Source organism: Thalassospira sp. MCCC 1A01428 (assembly GCF_002115825.1).
Lineage (GTDB): Bacteria > Pseudomonadota > Alphaproteobacteria > Rhodospirillales > Thalassospiraceae > Thalassospira.
In genome coordinates this window covers 27,993-49,663 of record NZ_JFJZ01000028.1, presented here as the reverse complement: position 1 = coordinate 49,663, position 21,671 = coordinate 27,993, and the positions used below count along the sequence as shown (strand labels likewise).

At 54.9% G+C, this 21,671-nt stretch carries 36 protein-coding genes; 1 reads left to right on the top strand and 35 read right to left on the bottom strand.

Annotated features, from left to right (window positions below):
• Window positions 1–4: 4 nt before the first annotated feature.
• The 8 genes from THS27_RS18365 to THS27_RS18330 all read right to left on the bottom strand — a co-directional run bounded on the left by THS27_RS18365 (window position 5) and on the right by THS27_RS18330 (window position 4,577).
• The gene (locus THS27_RS18365) at window positions 5–196 is read right to left on the bottom strand and encodes a DUF2635 domain-containing protein (RefSeq protein ID WP_085593510.1); all 192 of its coding nucleotides are present in this window, start codon (window positions 194–196) and stop codon (window positions 5–7) included.
• Window positions 193–771, bottom strand: coding sequence for a phage protein Gp37 (locus THS27_RS18360; RefSeq protein WP_085593508.1), 579 nt, complete (start codon window positions 769–771; stop codon window positions 193–195). Before THS27_RS18360 ends, THS27_RS18365 begins: the two co-directional genes overlap by 4 nt.
• The gene (locus THS27_RS18355; protein WP_085593506.1) at window positions 768–1,262 is read right to left on the bottom strand and encodes a phage virion morphogenesis protein; all 495 of its coding nucleotides are present in this window, start codon (window positions 1,260–1,262) and stop codon (window positions 768–770) included. Before THS27_RS18355 ends, THS27_RS18360 begins: the two co-directional genes overlap by 4 nt.
• Window positions 1,259–1,657: a gp436 family protein gene (locus THS27_RS18350; protein ID WP_085593504.1), complete on the bottom strand. Its 399-nt coding sequence runs from the start codon at window positions 1,655–1,657 to the stop codon at window positions 1,259–1,261. The genes THS27_RS18355 and THS27_RS18350 overlap by 4 nt, the downstream gene beginning before the upstream one ends.
• A 72-nt stretch (window positions 1,658–1,729) precedes the next feature.
• Window positions 1,730–2,119, bottom strand: a complete 390-nt coding sequence (locus tag THS27_RS18345) for a hypothetical protein (protein WP_085593502.1) — start codon at window positions 2,117–2,119, stop codon at window positions 1,730–1,732.
• 28 nt (window positions 2,120–2,147) lie between these two features.
• Window positions 2,148–3,077 (bottom strand): capsid protein, encoded by a 930-nt coding sequence (locus THS27_RS18340; protein WP_085593500.1) that lies wholly within the window; start codon window positions 3,075–3,077, stop codon window positions 2,148–2,150.
• 31 nt (window positions 3,078–3,108) lie between these two features.
• Window positions 3,109–3,483 carry a DUF2190 family protein gene (locus THS27_RS18335; protein ID WP_139835648.1) on the bottom strand — a complete coding sequence of 125 codons (375 nt, stop codon included), beginning with the start codon at window positions 3,481–3,483 and terminating at the stop codon, window positions 3,109–3,111.
• Window positions 3,484–3,485: 2 nt separating this feature from the next.
• Entirely contained in the window at window positions 3,486–4,577 is a 1,092-nt protein-coding gene (locus THS27_RS18330; protein ID WP_210402942.1) for a hypothetical protein, read from the bottom strand.
• Window positions 4,578–4,944: 367 nt separating this feature from the next.
• Here THS27_RS18330 and THS27_RS18325 point away from each other — a divergent pair, with 367 nt between their 5' ends.
• Window positions 4,945–5,220, top strand: a complete 276-nt coding sequence (locus THS27_RS18325) for a hypothetical protein (RefSeq protein WP_085593494.1) — start codon at window positions 4,945–4,947, stop codon at window positions 5,218–5,220.
• Between the two features lie 163 nt (window positions 5,221–5,383).
• Here the strand turns inward: THS27_RS18325 and THS27_RS18320 are convergent, their stop codons facing one another.
• From THS27_RS18320 to THS27_RS18200, 27 genes are all read right to left on the bottom strand, one after another.
• Window positions 5,384–5,686, bottom strand: coding sequence for a hypothetical protein (locus THS27_RS18320; RefSeq protein ID WP_085593492.1), 303 nt, complete (start codon window positions 5,684–5,686; stop codon window positions 5,384–5,386).
• Between the two features lie 83 nt (window positions 5,687–5,769).
• A complete protein-coding gene (locus THS27_RS18315; RefSeq protein WP_085593490.1) occupies window positions 5,770–7,083 on the bottom strand; it encodes a phage minor head protein in 1,314 nt (437 codons plus the stop codon).
• Complete coding sequence (locus tag THS27_RS18310) at window positions 7,070–8,563, bottom strand: DUF935 domain-containing protein (protein WP_085593488.1); 1,494 nt, start codon at window positions 8,561–8,563, stop codon at window positions 7,070–7,072. The genes THS27_RS18315 and THS27_RS18310 overlap by 14 nt, the downstream gene beginning before the upstream one ends.
• A gap of 4 nt (window positions 8,564–8,567) precedes the next feature.
• A complete protein-coding gene (terL, locus tag THS27_RS18305; RefSeq protein WP_085593486.1) occupies window positions 8,568–10,283 on the bottom strand; it encodes a phage terminase large subunit in 1,716 nt (571 codons plus the stop codon).
• A complete protein-coding gene (locus THS27_RS18300) occupies window positions 10,276–10,776 on the bottom strand; it encodes a DUF1804 family protein (protein WP_085593484.1) in 501 nt (166 codons plus the stop codon). Before THS27_RS18300 ends, terL begins: the two co-directional genes overlap by 8 nt.
• Window positions 10,777–10,998, bottom strand: coding sequence for a hypothetical protein (locus THS27_RS18295; protein WP_085593483.1), 222 nt, complete (start codon window positions 10,996–10,998; stop codon window positions 10,777–10,779).
• Window positions 10,988–11,578, bottom strand: a complete 591-nt coding sequence (locus THS27_RS18290) for a 3TM-type holin (protein WP_085593481.1) — start codon at window positions 11,576–11,578, stop codon at window positions 10,988–10,990. The genes THS27_RS18295 and THS27_RS18290 overlap by 11 nt, the downstream gene beginning before the upstream one ends.
• Window positions 11,575–12,048: a D-Ala-D-Ala carboxypeptidase family metallohydrolase gene (locus THS27_RS18285; RefSeq protein ID WP_085593479.1), complete on the bottom strand. Its 474-nt coding sequence runs from the start codon at window positions 12,046–12,048 to the stop codon at window positions 11,575–11,577. The genes THS27_RS18290 and THS27_RS18285 overlap by 4 nt, the downstream gene beginning before the upstream one ends.
• A gap of 92 nt (window positions 12,049–12,140) precedes the next feature.
• Window positions 12,141–12,515: a helix-turn-helix domain-containing protein gene (locus THS27_RS18280; protein WP_085593476.1), complete on the bottom strand. Its 375-nt coding sequence runs from the start codon at window positions 12,513–12,515 to the stop codon at window positions 12,141–12,143.
• Window position 12,516: 1 nt separating this feature from the next.
• On the bottom strand, window positions 12,517–12,975 hold the full coding sequence (locus THS27_RS18275; protein WP_085593474.1) for a regulatory protein GemA: 459 nt from the start codon (window positions 12,973–12,975) through the stop codon (window positions 12,517–12,519).
• On the bottom strand, window positions 12,972–13,685 hold the full coding sequence (locus tag THS27_RS18270; protein ID WP_085593472.1) for a DUF2786 domain-containing protein: 714 nt from the start codon (window positions 13,683–13,685) through the stop codon (window positions 12,972–12,974). The genes THS27_RS18275 and THS27_RS18270 overlap by 4 nt, the downstream gene beginning before the upstream one ends.
• Window positions 13,672–13,956, bottom strand: a complete 285-nt coding sequence (locus THS27_RS18265; protein WP_085593470.1) for a hypothetical protein — start codon at window positions 13,954–13,956, stop codon at window positions 13,672–13,674. Before THS27_RS18265 ends, THS27_RS18270 begins: the two co-directional genes overlap by 14 nt.
• Window positions 13,953–14,342 (bottom strand): ASCH domain-containing protein, encoded by a 390-nt coding sequence (locus tag THS27_RS18260; RefSeq protein ID WP_085593468.1) that lies wholly within the window; start codon window positions 14,340–14,342, stop codon window positions 13,953–13,955. Before THS27_RS18260 ends, THS27_RS18265 begins: the two co-directional genes overlap by 4 nt.
• Complete coding sequence (locus tag THS27_RS27600; RefSeq protein WP_256376813.1) at window positions 14,332–14,460, bottom strand: hypothetical protein; 129 nt, start codon at window positions 14,458–14,460, stop codon at window positions 14,332–14,334. Before THS27_RS27600 ends, THS27_RS18260 begins: the two co-directional genes overlap by 11 nt.
• Window positions 14,457–14,756: a hypothetical protein gene (locus tag THS27_RS18255; RefSeq protein ID WP_139835647.1), complete on the bottom strand. Its 300-nt coding sequence runs from the start codon at window positions 14,754–14,756 to the stop codon at window positions 14,457–14,459. Before THS27_RS18255 ends, THS27_RS27600 begins: the two co-directional genes overlap by 4 nt.
• A gap of 3 nt (window positions 14,757–14,759) precedes the next feature.
• The gene (locus THS27_RS18250) at window positions 14,760–15,005 is read right to left on the bottom strand and encodes a DUF2312 domain-containing protein (RefSeq protein WP_085593464.1); all 246 of its coding nucleotides are present in this window, start codon (window positions 15,003–15,005) and stop codon (window positions 14,760–14,762) included.
• 419 nt (window positions 15,006–15,424) lie between these two features.
• Window positions 15,425–15,682 carry a hypothetical protein gene (locus THS27_RS18245; protein ID WP_210402941.1) on the bottom strand — a complete coding sequence of 86 codons (258 nt, stop codon included), beginning with the start codon at window positions 15,680–15,682 and terminating at the stop codon, window positions 15,425–15,427.
• Window positions 15,679–15,888, bottom strand: coding sequence for a hypothetical protein (locus THS27_RS18240; RefSeq protein WP_085593460.1), 210 nt, complete (start codon window positions 15,886–15,888; stop codon window positions 15,679–15,681). Before THS27_RS18240 ends, THS27_RS18245 begins: the two co-directional genes overlap by 4 nt.
• A gap of 11 nt (window positions 15,889–15,899) precedes the next feature.
• Complete coding sequence (locus THS27_RS18235) at window positions 15,900–16,556, bottom strand: DUF3164 family protein (protein WP_085593458.1); 657 nt, start codon at window positions 16,554–16,556, stop codon at window positions 15,900–15,902.
• A 22-nt stretch (window positions 16,557–16,578) separates the two neighbouring features.
• Window positions 16,579–16,884: a hypothetical protein gene (locus THS27_RS18230; RefSeq protein ID WP_139835646.1), complete on the bottom strand. Its 306-nt coding sequence runs from the start codon at window positions 16,882–16,884 to the stop codon at window positions 16,579–16,581.
• A 70-nt stretch (window positions 16,885–16,954) separates the two neighbouring features.
• Complete coding sequence (locus THS27_RS18225; protein ID WP_085593454.1) at window positions 16,955–17,242, bottom strand: hypothetical protein; 288 nt, start codon at window positions 17,240–17,242, stop codon at window positions 16,955–16,957.
• Window positions 17,232–17,585, bottom strand: a complete 354-nt coding sequence (locus THS27_RS18220; RefSeq protein ID WP_210402940.1) for a hypothetical protein — start codon at window positions 17,583–17,585, stop codon at window positions 17,232–17,234. The genes THS27_RS18225 and THS27_RS18220 overlap by 11 nt, the downstream gene beginning before the upstream one ends.
• The gene (locus THS27_RS18215; protein WP_085593452.1) at window positions 17,569–18,150 is read right to left on the bottom strand and encodes a hypothetical protein; all 582 of its coding nucleotides are present in this window, start codon (window positions 18,148–18,150) and stop codon (window positions 17,569–17,571) included. Before THS27_RS18215 ends, THS27_RS18220 begins: the two co-directional genes overlap by 17 nt.
• A complete protein-coding gene (locus THS27_RS18210; protein ID WP_168184941.1) occupies window positions 18,147–18,914 on the bottom strand; it encodes an AAA family ATPase in 768 nt (255 codons plus the stop codon). The genes THS27_RS18215 and THS27_RS18210 overlap by 4 nt, the downstream gene beginning before the upstream one ends.
• Before the next feature lie 52 nt (window positions 18,915–18,966).
• A complete protein-coding gene (locus tag THS27_RS26925) occupies window positions 18,967–19,113 on the bottom strand; it encodes a hypothetical protein (protein WP_168184940.1) in 147 nt (48 codons plus the stop codon).
• A gap of 16 nt (window positions 19,114–19,129) precedes the next feature.
• Window positions 19,130–21,142: a Mu transposase C-terminal domain-containing protein gene (locus tag THS27_RS18205; protein ID WP_168184939.1), complete on the bottom strand. Its 2,013-nt coding sequence runs from the start codon at window positions 21,140–21,142 to the stop codon at window positions 19,130–19,132.
• Entirely contained in the window at window positions 21,139–21,606 is a 468-nt protein-coding gene (locus tag THS27_RS18200) for a hypothetical protein (protein WP_085593446.1), read from the bottom strand. Before THS27_RS18200 ends, THS27_RS18205 begins: the two co-directional genes overlap by 4 nt.
• Window positions 21,607–21,671 lie beyond the last annotated feature (65 nt).

Genomic DNA, 21,671 nt, shown 5'->3' with positions numbered 1-21,671 from the left:
GGGATTACTCCTTTGTTTTGGTCGATTTGCCCGAAAGCTTCGGCGGGCGGGACTTCTCGGCTTCGCCACGCAGGATGAAACGCCGGTAAAAGCTGGTGTTGGGGACCAATGCGCCTTCGGCCCCAATCGGGTCACTGTTGTCAGGCATCGGGATACTCATGCCAGGGCACGGTTTGATATAAATCCTGTCATTCATCCGTCGTCCTCCTGTTGGGCGATGTCGGCTTCGATTGCCGGACTATCGGGGCCACCCACTGACGAACTGACATGGATGGTTTTAAAATCGTCCAGGGCGTCGGCGTCGAAATTGCCGGTTGTGGTAAAGCGTGTGGTCCAGGCAAAGGCATAGATCGCGAGATATTCACGACGGACCTTTGCCGAGAAAAGATTGCTGACACGGGTGGGTTCAAACGCCCGGTCAACGCCGTCGGGCGCAAAGCCGTCTAGCGCAAACAGGGAAAGGTCGATCAAATCGAAGGCACCAACGATTTTGCCAGCCCGGCCACCGCCGCGCGCCTGTTCGTCGTCAATCGATTTACCCGCGACGATCAGGGCAATGGTTGCATCAAAGCTGTTGGAACCGCGCACCTTACGCGGTGCAGGTGTCATGCCTGCGAAAGTCACGTAGATTGCGGGCGCGCGCTGGGCGATATCGGCCAGCAGATCGTCGTCAAGCTGCCCACCATACGTTTCGATTGCGACTTTCAGATTTTTGTCCTGACGAACGGTTTTAAGCCGGTCGCGAAGGGCGCGTTCAAGCTGGGCAATCATCCGCGTGCCTCCCGGTGGGCATTGCGAATGAAATCGGCAACTTCGCCGCGCATGGCCTTGATATCGTCGTCACCGATGCCGATGAAGGGGCGGGCGGGGATGGTTACACTTTTGGCAAAGACCGGTTTGCCATTAATCTGAAAGGCCAGAACACGTGCTTTGACCGGTTTGATGGTCGCGCCTTTCTGATGGGTGCTGGCGTATATAACGTTGGTACCAACTGCGACAGCATTTGCGCTGACATCCATGTCCATCGAATTGCGCAACCGGGCAGTATCGACAAGAATTTGCCCTCCGCGTGCGGTCTTTTTCCAGGGCGTGCCATCTGGTCCACGGCTGTTTTCGAACCGAAGGTCGATATTGAGCAAAAGGGCATTGCCAATGCCTTCAAGCAAAGGGCGCGTGTCGCCTGCTGTGGCGAGAAAGTTTGTAACCTTTGCACCCATGCGGCCAAGATCACGGTAATCGACGGAAATGCTGATACCGCTCATAGGAAATCCTTTCCGACAAACACGGTATCTGGAGCTGAAAAGACAGCTTTGCTGCGTGATTGGCTACCAATATCAATGTCACCGGCTGCGATGTTTTTAAGCAGCTTGATTGTGTTGTCGTAACGCTTTTCCACTTCTTCGGTTGAACGGCCCGCATACAGGCGATACCGCGCAAGATCACAGCAGACCGACACCAGAACGGACGGCGGCGGAGAGACTGGCGTATTCATCCGGGACGCAAGGTTTGCGTCGATAATGGCACTGGCATCATCAAGCGCAACAGACATAGAAGTCGTATTGATCGTCTGAGCGGTTGGATCGTTCTGATTGGTTAAATCGATCAACTCGGTCGTCGTAAAGCGTGCTTCCATGTCTGTCGCGGTTGCGTAAGCCATTTATTTTCACCTTGATAAGTTTGAACTGCCGACCGGCCGTGAAAGAAAATGGTGCCGGTCGGCAGTTCGGGATCAGCCTTCGTTTTTAATGATTTTCTGCTTATGAAACTGATCCCATGCCTGGTCGCGCAGGGCGGCGGAGACTGTAAAGTCGATCCCGTTAACCTCTTGCAGTGCTTCGGTTTTGGGTTTGCCCGACCCGGTAAACAAATCGGCCTTATTGCTGTCTAACTTGCCAATCGCCTTAATCAAACGATCAAGCTCGCTTGCCGGTTCGTCGGGGGCGGCGTTGTCTACGGGCGCAAAATCAGCATCAATTTGCACTGTTGCGTCAGGTGCTTTGTTGCCGATAAAACCACCCCGGATCAGCGGTCCCGCCTGTTCGGAAGTCAGATCAACCATGCTGCCGGGTTTAACGGTTTTGCCGTCATGGCTAACGGTAATCAGAACGGGATATTCCATTGGGAAATTCCTTTCGGTATCAGGGCCGTTAAGCCACATTCGACAACAGGAACCCGGCATGATTGGCAACGATCAGTTCCTTGACCGCTTCACCCGACCGGATTAGCTCACCGCCATGGAGTCCCATTTCGGCCTGCATCGCGCCGGCAACCTTGTCGCCGTGCTGTGCCGTCATGCCAAAGGTAATACCCCCGGTAACATCGGCACTTTGATCAATGAACTGCCCCGAAACGATCCCGCCCCAGGCGCGTTCCATCACCGGCGTCTGACCGGGTCTTGTGGTATTGACGCGCGAGGCCCCGATAAGGATTTTCTGAACCTCGAACAGTTCAGCGACGGCTTCCTTGGCGGCGGCTCCGGCATCGCCGCTATTGCGGTTGGTCGCTTTGACGATTTTCGGGTGCTGACGCAGGGCCGACCATGCGGTTTGCCCGATGGTCAACTGGTTGGGGCGCACCAGGCAGGCATCAAGAATGTCCGAAATTTCCTTGATCGGATCAGACGTGCCATCGGTAAACATCGATGTACCCGAAAGTGCTTTGACCAGATTGGCCGGATAGGTCGCAGCATTGGAAATCAGGTTGGCCACCCGCACTTCGCGGCCCAGCATGACAATATTGGTGGCGCGTTCGGTCGCACGGTCACGCGGGTTGTACCCGGCTTTTTCGGCTTCTTCGATGGTCGGGTTATCAAGCGGAATGTCGATGCCAAATTCCTCGACCTCGTCATTCTGTTTGGTGCCTTCGATTTCAACACGGTTGGGGGCCGACCGGCGACCGACACGGGTATCGGGCACGCTATAACCTTCGGCAAGGTCGTATACCTGCCACGAGAATTTGCGCCCGGAAACGGTGCTGCGCGGCAATACCTGATCCGCAATTAGCGTGTAGGTTGGATTGCTATACGCAATCGCAATCGCGGTCAGGATCGGATCGACCTGAAACTGTCCGGTAGTCATAAAATGAAACTCCTGATTACGGGGGGATCAATCAACCCTGAAGGCTTGACGAAATGACGTGAACCTTGCCGATAACGCCAATCGCGCCATCTTCCATCGCGGTGCCGACAATGCGGACATTGGCCCCGGCGGCGGGGGCCGCGACAACAGCACGGCCTTGCGCGTCGCTGGTCAGCGGGTCGCCAAATTCAACATCCCCGCCAAATTCGATGTCGCGGATGTCATCCATGCACACATCGATGCGCTTGTCGGCGGCATCGACACCGGCAACGCCGGTGCAGCCAATGATCTTGTCAGTCGCTGCCGTGGCCTGTTTGACCACACCGCTGGTCGCGTCAGTTGCAACGATGCGGTATTTGGCAATCGCCCCCGCACTGGTGAAATTCTTGATCAGACCCAAATTCATGATCAGGCCCCTTTCTGGAGTTTGCGCACGGCCTGCCCATAACCGACCGTAATGCCTTTCGCCGCCTGTTCAGCGACATGAGCACGCGCCGCATCGGCAAGGACGGCAGGATCGGAAAAATCAATCGTATTGCCCGGCACATCGGCGGAATGTTCGCCAAAATCGACAATCCTGGGCGATGCTTCAAGAATACCCGTCAGCATGGCCAGCGGGGCCGCCGCCGGGGCTTCGCCAAAGCTGATTTCAACATTTCCGGTCTGAAGGGTCAGATGTGTGTAAAGCGATACAACCCGATCTTTGTTGGCGGGGGCCAGCTTGCCATCCCGGATCAGACCATCGGCAAATTCAACAGCGCCGCGCTGCGCCTGTTTTTCAGCAAATGCCGCTTCGGCTTGTGCCAATGCTGCTTCGCGCTTTTTGATGTCTTCGTCGTCCACCTTGGTCTCCTTTGGTGTTGCGGATGCAGGGTCAGGGTCCGGCACCTCGGAAAAGGCCGGTGTGGTTGGTTTTTCATCCGGTGCGGGGGTTACAGCCTGTTCGGCGATCCAGTCGGTATCCCAGCCGGGCAATGCCTTATCGGCATCTTCCTGGCCAAATTTTTCGATTAGCAGGTCGCGAAGGCTGCGAAACAGTCGCGCGATGGTGCGCGGTTCGATTTCACCAAATTCAATGGTTACGAAATCACTGTCGTCATCGGCGAATTCGATAGGGCGCAGGCCTTTGACAGCCGGGGGCTGTGCGCCAAGGAAACCGACATGCCGCAAATAGTATTTGCCTGGCACCGGGTTTCCCGGCTGGTCAGGTTGATAAAAGGAGGCGGAGATTTTCTTGTAGGCGTGGCTGGCAACCAGTTCGGCAAATTCGGCATTGACCTGATGGGGAATGGCAACCAGTTCACCGTTTTCAAATTCAACCGACTTCACCCACCCATAGGCCGGTGCATCCGTTTTGGGATGGCCGATAACAAGGGGGCTTTCATGAAGGGCGGGATCATACGCGGCAGCAGAGGCGGCAAGATCGCTTTCGCCAAACGAAATCGTCTGGCCGTTCATGGCCGTATGTGTGCCGGTCTTGAAAAGATGAATTCGCTTCACGTCGCCCTCCGTCATGTGACAGAGGCATCATGAAGGGTTCAAAAGGCGGGAATTAGCTGAAAACTTCAGGTAAACCGCCACTTTTTGCAATTTCAAGCAAGGGGAGCCTGAATTATTTCAGGGGAGACGTCAACAGATACGGGTTTGGGTTGGCGTGCAATGTTGCCTTGTCGCATTTCTAACGGGGGTCTAACGGCATTCGGCTCCCAACTGCCGATAAGGGGATGCCATCACGCCAGAAACACGCCACAAGGCCGAAATTCCAATTTGTTCCTTCGGACCTATTGAATATCGGAGCGATCTAGATAGATGGTGTATAGCAGCATCATCCCGGTGTTGCGGTCTGTAAGATGAAAGGACCCATAAAATGACAAATAAAACTATAAAATTCCCTTTGAAAGATGGCAGTGAGGTCGAAGTTGTTCGCCCATTTAGCGTGCAATTTGTTGGCCAGTCTGAAATGCTAGACCCACAGATGTTTGAATGTTCAGACGGAAATTATATTACTGTCGATCAAATCGATGGAGATAAAGTAACGGCTGAGCATGCACGCTGGTTTATGAGCTTTAGCAAAGAGTTTTATCACGCAGTTTCTAAGGCATATCGCGCATCTCAAGCTAATGATCATTCGGAAAATAGCTAAAGAATTTTGCTATATCCCGTTCTCATAACAAGAGATGTGTTTTATAGTATAATTTGCGGTCGCCGGAAAATCTGGTGAAATTCGTGAGCCCAGAGTGCTGACCTTCGGGCCAGTAGCAGAAAAGACCCATGTCACGTAAGGGGCGGCGACCGTTTCTCAATCTTCACATCAAGTCATCATCCGTCAAAATCACCGGTTGCGGTTTGTTCCATTGGTCAAATTTGATCTCGGCGACCTTTGTGATCATGCCGATATTCGACTGCACAAGCGCGTGTTCGGCTGTGCGGTCTGAAAGCCGTTTTCCGCTGGCGAGTTTTTTGAGCGCATCCTCGGTTAACTGGACCCGCAATATCATTTCATCATCTTCGAAATCGGGATCAAGCTCAAGATCAGCAAAGAACTCGATGTCCAGTCCGTCTTCTGGATGACAGTCGCGAAGGGTTTTGAATGTCAGTTTGGCCTTCATGTTCGTATCCGTTGTCAGTTTAAAAAGGTCGATGAACAACCGTATCGGTCAAACTTTAACAGATTTGGAACAAAACATGAATTTTATAGAGTGCCATCCAGCAGCCGATAACGTTTTTGCCGCAGGTTTTCCGGTTTCACGATGCCGCCAGTTCGCGCGGCATTGACGCGAACATCGCGTCGCTTTCCATCGCTGCCGCGCACACGCTGGTAGTAATCAATGCGCACGACCAGTTTGCCTGATTGTGCGTTTTCTGTATCAAAAACATAGATCAATGCAGGGTCAGTCGTATCAAACAACACGGCTTTGGCACTGGCAATTTCGGTTGGTAAATCGCGGACAAAGGATTGCGAAAGCGCCTGATTGCGGGATTTTTTCACGTCGCGCAATAAATGCAGAACTTCCTTGTCGCTAATGGTGATTGCCGCATTCTCCGGCGATTGGTCAAAATCAGACAGCCGTTCCACCGTGCGCGGTGAAAACGCGCCAATGACACGGCGCTCTCCCCCGGCATTGCCCTGGGCAACAACATCATCAAACCAGTGCGCATAACTACGCTGAATTTCAGCCACTACATCCGGGTCGCTCTTTAAGGCCAGGGCCGCAATATCTGGCGGGGCGGCACGCAGTTTTTCGGCAAAGATGCGCCCGGCTTCGGCGCGGGTGGCAGATTTGCCGACATTGTGACCCCAGCCGGGATCAATACCGGTGGGGATGGTTTCAATTTCCCCGGTGCGCCCGTTAAACCAGTCGCGGGTTTCAATGGGAGGATCGGGGGAGATGTCATAGCCATAGCGGGCGAGTTGCCGGTCTGTCAGGATTTGCACCGTGCAGCGACAGCCCCAGCCATTGGGTGGGTAGTGGGTATCCCAAAAAGGATGATCGACCGGCAAAACCGTGCCATGCCAGTTGCGGTGGCTTTGCCGTGTGCGTTCATCAAGCACGGCGACATAGCGCAGATAAACCTTTTGCCCCGATTGGCTTTGAAGCTGCTTGCCAAGGTCTTTGGCGCGTTGCCACTTCCCGGCGGCATAGGAGGCCCGCAAATTCACATCATAGATGGTGCGCAGGCGGTGGGGTGATCCCAGTTGAACCAGGCGTTCCTCGCCGGTTGCCGGATCGGTCACGATCTGTTTGCCCCACCAGCCTTTGGCTTTCAGGGTCGGGATCAGGTCTTTCTTGAACTGATCAAGGGTTGTGCCGTTGCGAAGTGCATCATCTACCGCCGTGCGAATATCGCCCAGAATGTCCAGGCGCATGGCCTTGGCGACGGTAAAGGTCCGCGCGTGTTGGTCGGCATCCACATCGCGCCAATCAAACGAAATCTCAAGGCCCTTGCGCTCGAACAATTTGATGGCGGCTTCGGGGGCAACCGCCTGAAGGTCAATCACCGTCATTGATTTGCGCCCCGGCGCGTGTCGCGACTTCAACGCCAAAAGTCAGTTCTCGCAGCTTTTGCGCAAATGCCTGAATATCCATATCGGGGTAAGCCTTGCGCAGGCCGGTTTCGATGTCGGCAAAGGACGCCGCATCTTCGATCAGATCAAGAACGGGGTGCAAAATCGGGCGCATGATCGGCTGCCAATCCTCAAGCTCTTGGTCAAGGGCCTGATCAATCGCGTCCCCGGTCGGATCGGCAAACGCTGTGCTGTCTGATGGTGTGCCATTATTGCTCTGGGTGGTTGGCGGTTTTGACGGCGCGGGGTTTTGCGTCCATTCGCCGCCATAGGTGTCGTTGATGTAAGAAAGTGCGGGGACAAAGCCCATGTCATAAATGAGTTTGTCGCGCTTGACCCGGCTGTCCAGATCTTCCTCGTCATCAAGCACACGCCAGACACGCGGCGGCTTTGCGGTCGGGAAGTTCCATTGTGTGAGCCATTTGACCGGCCCGCTGTTAAACGTGCTGCACAGCAGGTCCGTATCGGCCTTGATGATTTCATCGCGCACATCTTTATGCACATTTGCCGTGCCGCGCCACGATCCGCTATCGGTGGTCGATGTTTGGCCGACAATCACCTTGGCGATCATGGCATCCAGATATTTGACGAATTTCTCGTGATCGCCCCCCGATGCGCGAACGGCTTCCAGCAGGGTGATTTCCTGCCCCTGTGGCACCGTTACCGCAGCCTGACCATGAATGGAGGTCAAAAGCGAAAGCAGCGTGCTGACCTCGCTATCCGTCGCCCCCGCATGGTGTTTGCCAACTGCTGTCGGCATTCCGAACTTTTCAAGCGCGACCGCCCAAAACCGCAAGCCGTTGCGTTTCAAATATACCGGCCAATACAGGAAATGCGCCAGGCCAAGACCGTAAGGATCGTCGTCATTATCGGTTTCAACGGTTGAAACCCAAAATTTGCGTTCGGGCATGATTGTGCCCTTGGGCGCGGTTCTGGTAATCAGGCGCAGGCGACCCGCCCCGTCAAAGCGAAAGCGGTCAAACTTGCGCACCTTGATCGCATCAATAACGACTTGCGCCCCGTCAAAAGCCCACAGCATTTCGGCGACCGCATAGCCGTAAAACTGGGCAAAGGCCATTTTTCGGCAGGCCGCGTCAAAATCAATGGTATCAAGCTGATTGCGGATGAATTCGGCGGCTTTTTTGTCCTGGAGCGACGTGCCCCCGGCCTCGACCGTCACTTCCTTGCCGACCATCGCATCAAGGCGCTGGCCGAACGCGGCCTTGACCTGGTCATCGCGCAACAGGGCTTTATAAGCGTCATACCGGTTGCCAATGCTTTTCAGCACCGTGTCGTTAGGGGTGGTGATTTCGTTAATCAGTTTGGCGAGATCAAGATCGCTTTTGACCCCGGCCACTTCTGTGACAACCGGCTTTTCGGCCTTGGTCTGTTTGTTGGAGTTTCTGTTATTTTGCGCCATTGACCTAATAGCCCCGCCAGTTCAACGCGCCGCTTGCCGCGCCATAGTTTCCGTTTACTGAAATCGTGCTGTGATGTTCGCCATAAGCATTCATCGACGCCCGCTGGCCGCCTGTCCGAATGTCAAGCGGTGCGCCATAGGTGATGGCAAGGGTCCACAGCATTTCAAGGGCGTCCGGCCCATCGTCATGGTCGCCGTTCGGCCATTGTTCAAGCTGGGTGCGCAACACATTCTGACTGGGATGCAGTTTGATCCGCCCGTCACTGATCGGCACTTGCAGGCTTTCAATGCGCAAATCCTTGTCTGTGTTTTGTGGCACCGGGACGCCATTTAGCGCGATGTGCTGACGAATGGCCTCGTCAATCAATTGCGTGCGCAGGAATTCCTGAAACTGGACTGTTTCAATGCCCCAGGCGACACAGCCATACTGTTTTTGAAATGCGATGATGTCGCTGATAATGACCTTGGGAACCCGCTTGCGAATGGAAGCTTCAATAACGGCAAGTTCACCCGCCCGGCGATCAAATCCCCCCACAAGGATGGCCGAGGGATCACGGTGATTGCCTTTCTTGCCCAGTGACGGATCACAGGCCCCGAAATAGACCCACTGCGGTTCAAACTGCACCCAATAGGTGAAGTTCTGAAAGGCGGCGTTTTCGTCGATTGCTTCGTTTTGCTGTTCGGAACTGAACGACTTGTGACCAATGCGGGCGCGCAATTCCATAAGGTATAAAAGCGGACGTTTCTCCGGCCAGCTAACCACCGCGCCTTTTTCCATTTTGGCGCGGTTTTTTGCATAGAAATCCCGCGCGGCTTGACGCGACTGATTGCGCAGGATTTCTTCCCACGCATCCCACATATCCATGCGATCCGGCCATTTCAGGATTGATTGAAACCGGATGCTTTGCCACAGTGGGTTATTGAGCTTGCGCACCAAAACCGAATCGTAATGCAGGACGGTGCCGACAAAGATCAGGTCGAACTTTTCCCCGGCTTCACCAAGGTTGGCCACACCCGTATCAATCCAGCTTTCCAGCTTGTCGCGCTGTTTCGGGGTTTTGACATTTTCATCGTTTTCAATGTCATCAAGTACCGCAAGGTCCGGGCGGCGTGCGCCATGTTTCAGACCACGAATACGTTGCCCCGCGCCGCGTGCGTGCAGTTTGATATTGTTGCGGGTCACGCAAACACCATCCTGCCAGACAGGCCCTTTCCCCATGATATCGGGAAAATCAGTTCGCAGGCGCGGGTTGCTGTCAAATTCAACCTTGAAAGCCTCCACCACCACCGATGCCTGGTCAAACACATCCATGATGTAAATCATGTAATGTTTAAGCTCATATACAGCGCAATAAATGGTGAAAATCAGTGCATAGGTCGATTTGGCTTCACCACGCGGGGCCGCGATGACTTCATTGACACTTTCGGGGTTTTCGATCAGTGCCGGGAAATGGTCGCAAAAATACCGATGCAGGTTTGACAGATTGATCGGCTTTTCAATCCCGGTTTTCGGGTCTTTTTTGCCGCGAATGTAATGGGGGAAATAGGTGCGGGCAAAAAACTCGAAATCCTCGCGCCCGGTCGTGCGCCGTTTTTGTGATGCCTTTTCATCAGGATCAAACCCTGAACAGCGGGCTTCAAGATTGCGCACAAACCCCTCGCGATATTCCGCAAGAGATTTCTCGAACTGCTTGGGGGTGAGGCGGTCACGTTTAGCCATAGGCGTTCAAAACCTCTTTGCCGAACGGTTCAAGGATTTCAATAAAGGCTTCACCATGTTGCGGAAACTGGCCGGTCACAAAATCGCCCAGCCGTTTGATCACGTCCTGGGCAATCGCCAGCTCTGAAATCTTGGGCGAAGCCCTGCCTGCGGCATTGATGGTTTTGTTAAAGGCATCAGCCAGCCCGGCCAGCGCCTCGGCCTTGTCCAGCGCCCTGATGTCGGTCGAAGCTTTCAGCTCTTCGATCACCGAAAGGTGCAGTTGCACATAATCTTCGATCAGAAGCGCGACCATATTGTCGGTGCCGGTTGACGCCATGCTGGCAGCGGTGCGCGATTTGTCCCAGTCATCCCCCTGGACTTCTGCAACCGATTTCCAGCGCCGTACCGTGCCGATGGAAACGCCAAGGCGTTCTGCAATTTTGGTCAGATCAAGCCGGTCAAAAACATACAGCGCCCGCGCCTGTGATTTGGTTTCAGGGCTATGCGCCATTTATGCCCCTCCGGTATTGGCCTTTACGACGGCAATCACGCCTGCCACGGTGGCGCTAATGATCCCCCCGGAAACCGCGCCGTTAATCGCGGCTTTCTTTTCGACATGGCGCAACCGGTCATCCATGCCGTCTACCTTGTCGGACAGTTGCGCGACATTGTTGTTGATGCCATGCAAAAGCCCCTTGATCTCGCCAAGCTGATAGCTGATGTCATCGACCACTTGTGTCCCCTTTAAGTTTGCTGATCACGCCATCGACCAGGCTGTTTTTTGTTCCCCATGCGCCGCCTTCAACCCGTGCTCTCTTTTCCTTGCCGCGATGCCAGGACGCAATGCCAAGCACGGCCAGCGGAATAAGCCAGAAGGTTTCGGGAACGGCGTTAAAAACCGACAGGGCAATGCCAACCCCGTCACCGCGCAAAATCGCAATACCAAGGCACCCGGCCAAAAACGCCCAGGCCGTGGCGCTGGCAAAGCCCCAAAACGGTCGCCATCCTGACACCCACCAATGGTCGGATTGTGCTTCGGTCGTCATGGTACTGTTGACTGATGCAATGTCGGCTGTCCCGGCGGCAATCACCGCTTTGGTCAGTTCGCTTTGATGTTCAAGCTCGAACTGGCGCAGTTTGATAACGGCATCGGGGGAGGCATTGAGGGCCTGGGCGATTTTATCAGGGTCGCTATCGGTACCGAACAACGCGGCAAGGCCCGCGCCAATCGCGCCGCCAGCCGGACCAAGCAGGGCCGTGCCAACAAGGGGGGCCGATTGCGCCAGGGTTTTGCCAAGCTCTGACCAGTTCATGGCAACCCCCGTGCATAAAACTTGCCGTTATAATGCAGGATTTCCCGGCGATTTTCGGCAACCGAGACATAGGAAATATGCACCCAGCCCGAATGCAAATCGCCGGGCTGATAGCATTCCAAAATCAGTTGATCGAAATCGAGATTTTGCGAAATCCATTGGGCCAGATCGAAATTCGAGATACCGGGAACTTCGACATCAACCGCTTCGCCTTTGATGTGCTGGGATGTGTCCTTGCTGCCAATCGCCCGGTTCAACTCAAGACAGCGAAAAAAGGAATTTGGCGAATAGCCAATACCTGCATGGGCGCGGATCGGCTCAAGGATATGCTCGGCCACGCGCACCATCGGCGCAATCAGTTCGACCGAAGGGGTGTTATCAATGCCTTTGCGCGCGGCTGTTTGTGATCGTACCGCTTCGCGCAGGGTGAAATTTCTTGAAAGGCGCAAATTCAGGTCATGCGGGGACATTGGGGGCCTCAATGCAAAATACCGGTCGGTGATTGCAGTGAGGGTGGCGGTTAACGCCGTCACAATTCAGCTGAAAGTTTCAGGGGGGAGGCCTAGAAAAAGGAAGGTTGCCGGTCGTCTTGCGCATTTTCCTGTTCAAGGATTTGATACACGCGGCGCTCGGTGCAACCGGCGCGCAATGCAATTTGACGACGGCTGATCTTCTCGGATGCCAGCCTGCAAATCAAGAGGCGTCTTTTCTCGCGTGACAAAATCGACATTGGAACGTGCAGGTGGCACCCGCCAAACAGGCGCGAGATTTCATAGGCGTCATCCATGCCGATGACGCAGAGTTCATGGTCTTGCGTGATCTTTTTCGGGATGTAAAGGACCGTGCCGGGCAAGGCTTCGACCAGGCGCGTGGCCGCCCGCACCGAAACCAGTTCGGATACATCCTCAATCCCGTATGTCGATCCGGCACGCGGCATGTCAGGTAGAACCTCCTTTTTTCACGCGGTGGTCCCAGTCTTTCAGGGCTTCAATCACGGGCGCGGCTTCATCATAAGTCAGCCAGTCAAGCTGACGAACATGGGCAAACTGGCGGGCTTTCAGGTGCTTGTTCACAAAGGCCAACAGCGCGGCATCGGTATCGGTCGCGGTGAGCGCCCCGGCCTTTTTAAGGCTGCCCCACAGCGCCCAAATCTTGCGCACATACCCTTTGGCCGATGGCTTGAACCCAGCACGGGTGCCGTTCAGATGTGCAACGATCTTGCGCATTTCGCCGTCCGTGCATTGACCAAGGCTGTCTTTGCCGGTGATGTTTTGCACCATCGCCTGATGCGCATCACGATCAATGCCGCGTTCCTTTTCGGCGGCGCGGATTTGGCGGTTCAAGGTCTGCCAAGTTGAGGATTTAGACTGTTTGTGTTGGGTTTTGGTTACGATCATGACAGACCACCTCCACCGCCTAATGCCTTCTGGTTCTCACCTGAAACGCCCTGACGAAAATCAACCTTGCCGCCATCGGCCAGACCGTCAATCAAAGCACCATAATCATGATTGCGTGCTTTGGTACTAAGGTCTCTGCCGGTCACGGTCTGAAGCCCATCGCCAAATTGCTTTGCCTCATAGGCTTCAATGGCTTTGGCTTCAGCCTCTGTCGTGCAATGCGATGTGACTTTGTTGGCCACCGCACGAACCCAGCCACTGGCATACATGTCACCCCGGCGCACTTTGGTGCTGCGCTTCAAGCGTTTATTCAAGCTGCCGATATAAGCCGTGCGGCTTTTTGTAAGCTGCCGTTCAAGCACTTCGTATGTATAGGCCGCGACCTTGGGACTGGCATCAATCCCGTAAAACTCGAAACGCGCCCGCCATCTATCGCCGTGATAATACGTGCGATATACCGTCTCAACGCCAAAAGCACGCGCCACCATATTGGCAAGCATAACAATATGCTTCGGTGGCACCCGACCAGCACTGCTGTCAGCGGTGTTGCTGTTAACATCGCTGATCGCAACATCATCATGGCTGACACCATATTTTTCCATCAACTCCTGGGCGCGCGACAATGCCGCAGCCGCCTCATTCGGGTTGTCGGACTGCGCCAGCGCCAAACAGGCTTTGATCTTGCGTAGAATATCGTCATGCCCGGCCATTCTTAACTCCCGGTTTTTCGGACTTGGTTGATGTTTCGATGAACTGTTCAAGCGGCGTCAAAGGCAGGCTTTTCGGGCGCTGATCCGCTGTCACAAAACGGGAGAGATACTCCCTTTGCGCCCGGCACCAGGCCTTGTAGGGCCAACTGCGTTGCCGTCCCCAAGGGTTGGCACCCCGCACCGCCTTACGTCGCTCTTTCAGCGGCATGTCCGCAGGCAGTTTGGCATCAAGTTCGGCGATGATCCGCGCAGCTTCCTCTTGCCAGGTCACGACGCCCTCGCTTTCAGCAGGGCAAAATCAATGTCGGGTGTAAAAAAACCGAGCTTTCCCTTGCAGGGTACAAAGTCGAGCGGTTTTGGATCGGTCAGGACAAAGGCGTAAGGACCGTAAAACCACGGACTATCGAGTGACGTGACCAGATCGGTCAGCGTAGCCATGCCGACAATGCCGCCCAAATGGCTATCGGGGTGCGCGGCCATGAAGGCCCGGCGTTCTGTCGCCGTGCCATCGAAGGTGGCGCTGGCATGGATCAGGAACCGTCCACGAAACCGCGTAAGCCAGGAACGGTTCTCCACGGTCTTGCCGTCAAACAGGATGTGATGCGCCCAGGGCTGGCGAATGCTCAATGCCTCGGTCGGGAAGCGATCAATCGTCATCGGTTTTTTCATCCTCCTTCTTGCGCCCGCTGCCACCGCAAACAGCGCAGGGCCAAATCCACAACAGCCCTTCGCCCTCACAGGCGGGGCAGACTGGCAATTCGTTTTCATCACTCATCGCCGCCTCCGGGTTGCGGCCTCTAACGCCATGCGGTTAATCGCGGCGACAAGAGACCTCCAGTCGCCATTGGCGTCGAGATAGGCGCGGATCAAGAGTTCAGGGTCGGTCGGGATATGCGGGCTATTTTGCATCACTTCTCCGGCCCTCAACGCTTGGTTCGCTTGGCGTATGGCCTCAAGTGCTGCCTGTCGTTTCTTGGGGTTGCGGCAACCGCGCACAAACCCGGCAGCAAACACTGACAAATCAGTTAATGCCTTACGGGTATCCGGTGTTTGTGCGGGTGCATTTGTCATTACTTAAGACATCCCCAATGCACGCTTGTACACTTCAAGAATTTCTTCCTGTTCGGAACGCTCATGCTCTTCAATCTTGCGCAATGCGACAATCTGCCGCAGGATTTTCACGTCATAGCCAAGGGCTTTGGCTTCGCCATAAACCTCCTTGATGTCGGCCATCAGGTTGGCCTTTTCTTCTTCCAGTCGCTCGATCCGCTCGACATACGATGCAAGTTGATCTGCGGCGATGCCTCCGACTTCAGTCATGTTTTGTTTCCTTGTCGCTCTGCTTGCTCGGTCTTCAAACTCATCGACGGTGCGGGCCGGGCGCTACTCCGGCTAGGGTCAGGCGGGGATTGAACCCGCATTACCACCAAGAACCACAATACGCTGTTGCAACTAGCGTATCTCCGTGGCGGGACGCCCGATGACGCCACTCCCGGCAATTCGTCAATGCTGCGTTTCTGCTTTCAACGCCGCCGCACCGGAGAGACAAAGAGACGGGACTTGAACCCGTTTCTCGTAGCTGGGGCCAGGCTTCGCAGTGCTTGCAATCACTGCTAACCATCGATGCATTTCCCACGGACGCGCCGTAACCAAATGGACCACTCTTTGCCTCACCGTTAAGGCGGTGAACCGGGGCCAAACCAAAAGCTCGTAACAGGTTTGGGTGGCCCCGGTTTTCATCAGGCACCGCGCACTTTTCGGCGCGGTGTCGTCAGAAATCGTTTGAACTGTTCAACAGCTTGCAATGCCCCGAATTCGTCTTCGGCCTCCGGGACGCCAGGCACAAGCAGGGTTTTGCCGTCATAGGCGTGACGGGCGCGAACCTCGACACGGCCTTTGACGATATTGTCGCTGCCGCGTAACAGCTCTATGGCATCTGTCGGAACAAAATCACCGAAATGAATGTCTCCGCCGCGATAGCAATAAGCGATCATCACGCTGCCTCCGCATTGGCCGTTTTGCGGTTAATCGCCCGTTCCGCAAACAGCTTGTCCACGATGCGGGGTTTAACGCTTCGATCCGGTTCCAAACCGGCCTGAACAGCAACGCTCAAGGCCCCTTTTTCATGACGGGCGATGACGTAGATCAGCTCGCGCTCAATCAGTTCGATGCAAAAAACGATGGCTGGTTTTTTCTTGCTCATGACGTCCTCCATCACACCGCAGCCAGATCAAGCGGGATGGTTTCCCAGCGACCGGTTTCGGTGCGGCGCTGAAAACGGACATAGGCTTTTGTGTCCTGAACATGGATGCTGTCCGAAATCGCCTCCATTGCCCGTTTCCACTTTTCGTCTGCGATCTGGAGACGACGCAAGCCAAGCACGCGCCCGGTGCTGATCTTGCCCTGCTGATCGGTCTGAAAAGCATCCTGCACCAGCGTCTGGATTTCCGGGCGAGACCCTTCCGACCATTCAATGATGCACTCGTCAATCAGGGCCTTGGCGGCCAGCAGCTTTTCATCAAACGCCAGGTTTTCGGATACCTGGCGCATCATGCGCATGTCGCCTTTAACGGTGGTCAGGGTGACATTGCCTTTCGTGCCGCCAACCGACACGCCATATTTCTCTGCCGAAAGCTGGATAAAGGCCTGAATGTCGGCCATCGCTTCTAACTTGAAGTCACGCAGATGTTTCTGCAATTCCATGACCTTGGCGATTTTTTCGCGCACCAGCGTGTCGCGCATCCGGTGGTCATCGGGGACTTGCGAAAGCGGGATCAGCTTGCCTTTCGCATCTTCCAGATATTCCTGGTCGCGAACCTTCACGACCGGCAACGGATTTTCGGCGATAGGGGTGCTTTGGCTGTATTGCATTGTTTGCTTCCTTGGGGATGAATTAGAACTGGGTATCTGTTGCAGAGGACAGAACCGCTTTGCCTTCTGCGGTTAGTTCGCACGTTTGATCTTCGGTCAGGCCTTCCGGCCATTTGGCCCAGCCGCCTTTAACGCAACGACCGACAACCGATGGATTAGCGCCGGTGATGCGAAAAGCCGCGTAACCCATATTGATCCTTGCAACAGCGCCAAGCCTGATAGCTTTGAGCGTTTCAAGTTGCTTCTGTGTTGGGCGACAGACCATTGCTGATTTCCTTGTGTTTACGGGGATGTCGATCAGTTTTTCCGGGATGTCATGGCGAACCATTCGTCCCTCCGGGCGGGGAGCCAGATGTGCAAAAAGAACCGCAAAAACTGTCCGAATGCGTTGCGCCGTTTCATGCCGCGCTTCCTCCATCGTCGGGGGTGAAATTGCGGCTCATGCGGCGGTCCGCGAGGCTAACGACCTGACCCGATGCCAGTCCGCGTTTAATCGCTGCAAGGTTGGGAGTGCCCGTGGCGATTGGACCGTTGGTCCGCTCGTAACTGCCAATGTCGGTTGCAAGCAGTTGCAGGTTTGACAGCAACATGTCGGTCTGTCGGTCCGTCAGCAAAAGTTTGCCTTTGCTTGCATTCGCCCGTTCACGCAGCGTTGCAGCAAGGTTTTCAAGATCTTCACTCAACATTTTTGCAGTCCTCCCGATGAATGCAGGATTGACAGATTTGCCATTGACGAAGCGCACGCGGGCTAGCCGTTGGCATAGGCCGCGCACAAAAGGTGTCGCAGCCGCGTTGCGTGATGCTTGTGCCCTGTGCCGGGCAAAAAAAGGTTGGTTCCGGGCCGCCCAAAATCTCCAGCACACGCGCCTCGATACGGTCGGTGCTGGCCGTATATTTGCCGCTATTGGCCAGCGAGACCGAGGCCCGTGCATAACCAATCCGTTTTGCGGTATCGGTTACGCTGGTTCGGTTGATTTCGTCAGCCAGAAGAACCCGCCAGCGGGGGAGAGCTTCATTTTTTGCAGTCATGAAACGCCCCCGTGTTCGGATCAAAGACATGTTGACCGCCGCGTTTCACTTCAGGGGCTTGTGGGCCTGTTTGCCGGATCAGTAGGAACCGTTTGAACCCGTTCGACGTTACAGCTTCCCCCTTTTGACGGGGCAAAACCCGCAAATACCCGGCAAGCTCCAACGCACGCAGATATTTACGGGCATTTTCACGGGCGTTTTTTTCGGGGCCTTTCGCGGCAATCGCGACCAGTTCATCGATGGTGAATTTTTGTTTTACCCCCATCACGCGCCATAGCCGGGTGCGTAGGTTCGCCTTTTTCTTCCGGCTTTTGGTCGTATCCGGCCCGGTTGGTCCGCTTGTCAGGACTTCGCCGACAGCGCGGCTTTCAATACCTGCCAGTGTCAACTGGTAGCAACCGCGTTCCACCCGTTCGAGAAGTCCCCGGCTCATAAGCCGCAGGGTGGATTTGACGATTTCCTTGCGCGGCAAGTCGAGAAGTGTATCCAGCTCGTCAATGGTCAGGCAGGTTTGCGGCGGCAAGGCATCCCGTATGGCCTCAAGGCGTGTTGCGCGTCCGGTCATTTTGCACCTCCCCGCACGATAATCGGGCGCGACGTGGCACGGTCGTTGAGCAAAACCTGTCCGGTCATTTCGGTGACACCAATGACGGTGCTGCCCTGCATTTTGCCGAACCGTTCAATATGCGCGATGCCTTCCTTGACCTCGCGAATGAAGCCGTTTGATTTTTCGTGAAGCAGGCTGATCAGGTCGTCTTTGACTTCGACCTCGCAAAGGTCACGCACCACCTTTTCGGTGTCTTCCGGGGTCAGTTTTTCAAACCGGACATACTGACCCACCCGCGATGTGACCTGGGGAAAGCGTGTCAGGCTGTCACGCACCTTTCCCATACCAACCAGCACAAACGGGATTTCAACAAAGTCGGAAAGGTCGCGAATGGTCGAAAGCATCTTGTCGGACCGGCAGATGTAATCGCATTCGTCAACGCCAACAAAAAACATCTCGCCATTGTCCGAAGCGGTCTTTGCCTGCATCGACAGGGTTTCAACCAGAAGCCGGTATTTGCGTTCAAAGCTGTTGGGTTTTGCCTGCACACCGCTGGCTTCCAGCAGTTCAGCCAACATCCAGTTTGGCGTCCATTCCCGCTTCGCCCGCACAAACACGCTGGCATTTTGTGCAGCGAGATAACTGATATTCTCGGTTTTGCCGAGGCCAGGCGAGCCATCAACCACCATCAGGCAGGCTTCGCCAGCCCCGCGCTGTTCAATCGCCGACATACCGGCCATGAGCCGTTTGACGTTTTGCGTGTTTACAAACTTGACGCGCATATCTAACCTTTCTCTGCTTTGTGCTGCCGCCTTGCGGCAGCCGTCTTTGGCCTCACGCGGCCTTGCGTCCAACAATCCGCGTGGGGTCGATTTCTTCCATTGCCAGCAATTGCCGGAATGACGCCTTTTCCAGCCGTTCATTCAGAACGACACGATCCTGTTCGGTGATGTGTTCGGGGTTGGCGCAAAGCCATGTCACCCATTCGATATCGTCTTTAAAAAAAATCGGGCCGACCGTTCGCCTGTGTTAAAACCGGCTTGGGCTGTTCAAGGCGTGCGAGCATGTCGTCAGCGGCCTTGATCTGGAAATCTTCCATCGGAATGGCAGGCTGGTATTCAATTTCCAGTGCCGGGCCTTTGGCCTCTGCAATGATTTCCTGCCGTTTTTCCTCAATGCGGCCCAACCGGCCTTTGGTACGCGCCGCCAGCACCTGATCCTGCTTGCTTTGTGCAGTGCGCAGGGTATCGCTATCAAAATAGGGCCGGGCATTGGCGTCCAGTTCGGCAACCGCGATAAGCCGCATATCAAAATCACGCACCCATACCCGGCTGGCATCGTGAATGTCATAGCCGACAAGCACATCTTGCCCGTGATAGGCTTCAAGCGCGTGACTGAAATAGATATTGTTAAGAATGCGGATTTCGCAGCGGGCGACCTTGCGCCGCTCATAGGGGCGCATCAGATCGGCGGCTTCAGACACGGCAATGGTGCGGGTTTTCCCGCCTTCACCAAGCCACTCGGCCCATACTTCTGCCGGAGCCTGATGCCGCCAGGCTTTGGTTTCAGGGTCTCGAACTCGCTTCAGGCTGGATTGCGGACGATTATTGTAGGTATCAATTTGCTCCTGAATGAAGCTCTTGAAATCTTCCCAAGTCGTATCAAACGGCGTTTTTTGTGCCTTTTTCGCGGCCTGAATACGCGCCCGGTCAATATGGCGTTTTGCTTCCTTGTCTAGCTCCGAACCGCTATAGGAAGTCAGCTTTTTGGCCCATTGCCGGACATTGCGGTTAAACCGTTCGATTATGCCGCGTGCCTGTGAATTGTAGGGTAACGAGTTTTTTTGCGTGATGCCCCACCGGTCAAAGAAACCAATGGCGGTCGAACTGAACATCTCGTTTTTAAAACCTCGGCCATTGTCGGTATAAAAAATCAATGGCAGGGCGGAATAACGGCCGTCATCCCGGTCGACAATCGCGTGCGACAGGGCCTCAAGCACACCGATGGAGTTTTCGGCAAGGCCGACTGACCAGCCGATGATATATTTGGTGAATACATCCAGCGTGAAGGTGATTTCAGGCTGAAACGGTTGACCATGAAACGGATGTTCGACCTTGGCGCGGAACGTATGACCATCGGCAGTGTAAACCGCACCGGGCCAAAGCTCGGATATATCACGCCGGGTAAAGGCTTGCAGGCTTTTCAGGGCCTGTGGCCCCATCCGGCCCCGGTTTTTGTCAACAATCGAAATTTTGTTATGCAAAAAGCGCCGCGCCTGATCATAGGACGGTATGTCAGTGCCACGGGGCAGGATGGCGGGTAAATCCTCAAGCACCGCCGTGAGAGACGGTTTGCGCGGATCTGACCACAATTGCATCAGGGCCGGTGCCCAGTCGGGAACCTCATAATCCGGCTTGCGGGTGATGTTGGGGGCCAGCGCAAGGATGCCACCCTTTTCATGGTCCAAAACCCATTGATAGAGGGTTCGCCGCGACAGTTTATGTGCAGACTTGGCGGTTTTGTTGCGCCGACCGCTTTTGGCATTGGCGATGCTCAGTAAATCCTGCAAATGCGCGGGCAGACGACCGGCTTTTGCCAGTTCAACAACCATATCCAGTGCCTGGTTGCGGCTGATCAATGCGGCATGGTCGTTGACTGTCGCGACAAAGGCGGCGCGTGCATTCATCACATCGCGTTGAAAGGCGGTAAGGTCGTCGGCATTGTTGGGGTGTGATGTGGGGGCTGAAACACGGGTTTCTGTTTGGGGCGCGATTTCCCGTGTCAATTGACGGCGCGCGTAGTCTTTTTGAGCACGTTTCGGAAGAAGGGAAATATGAAATTCAACCCCTTGGCCTTGACCTTTTTTCTTTCGGCACAACGGTTCCCCATCTGTATGCGTTGCTTCGTACCAGCCATGTTTTTTGGCATATTCCCAAACGCTAACCCTGTTCTTCGCAAGACCTTCAAGGCCAAGGTCAGCGATGTCCGATGCCGTCAACCACTCTTTCATCGCCCGCCTCCCTTCCATTTTTTGCGAGCGGCAAGCTGGGCGCGTTTAAGCTGTTCTTTCTGATCTTCAATCATGGCGTCTTCGACTGCGCCAAGGTACCGTTCGGGGATCACCGCGTAATCAAATCGGCCTAATTCCATGCCGAAGATGCGGGCATCGCGTGTCGCATGAAGCAGGGCAAAGGCCCGCTCAAGGCTGATGGTATGGCTTTCGCGCGCCATGCTGGCATAGGCATCAAGCATGTTCTTGCTGACCTCTTCACCAAGGAATTCCGACATGGCAGCGGCGATCTCTTCCCGGCTTTTCCCGCTTTCCCGCAGGATTTCAGAAACGGCCCGGCTGATCCGTTGACCAAAACTGATCGCCCGCACCCGCTCGGGCGCGTCAAATGTCACCGCCACTTTTGGCGGCGACCATTCGCTCAACAGATCAATCGTGCCTTTATCGGAATTTTGCTTGGCCATGTGACGGTCTCGTAATTTCACAAACGCATGAAAAAAAGCGGCAGCGTCATCCCTTTCGGCAGGGA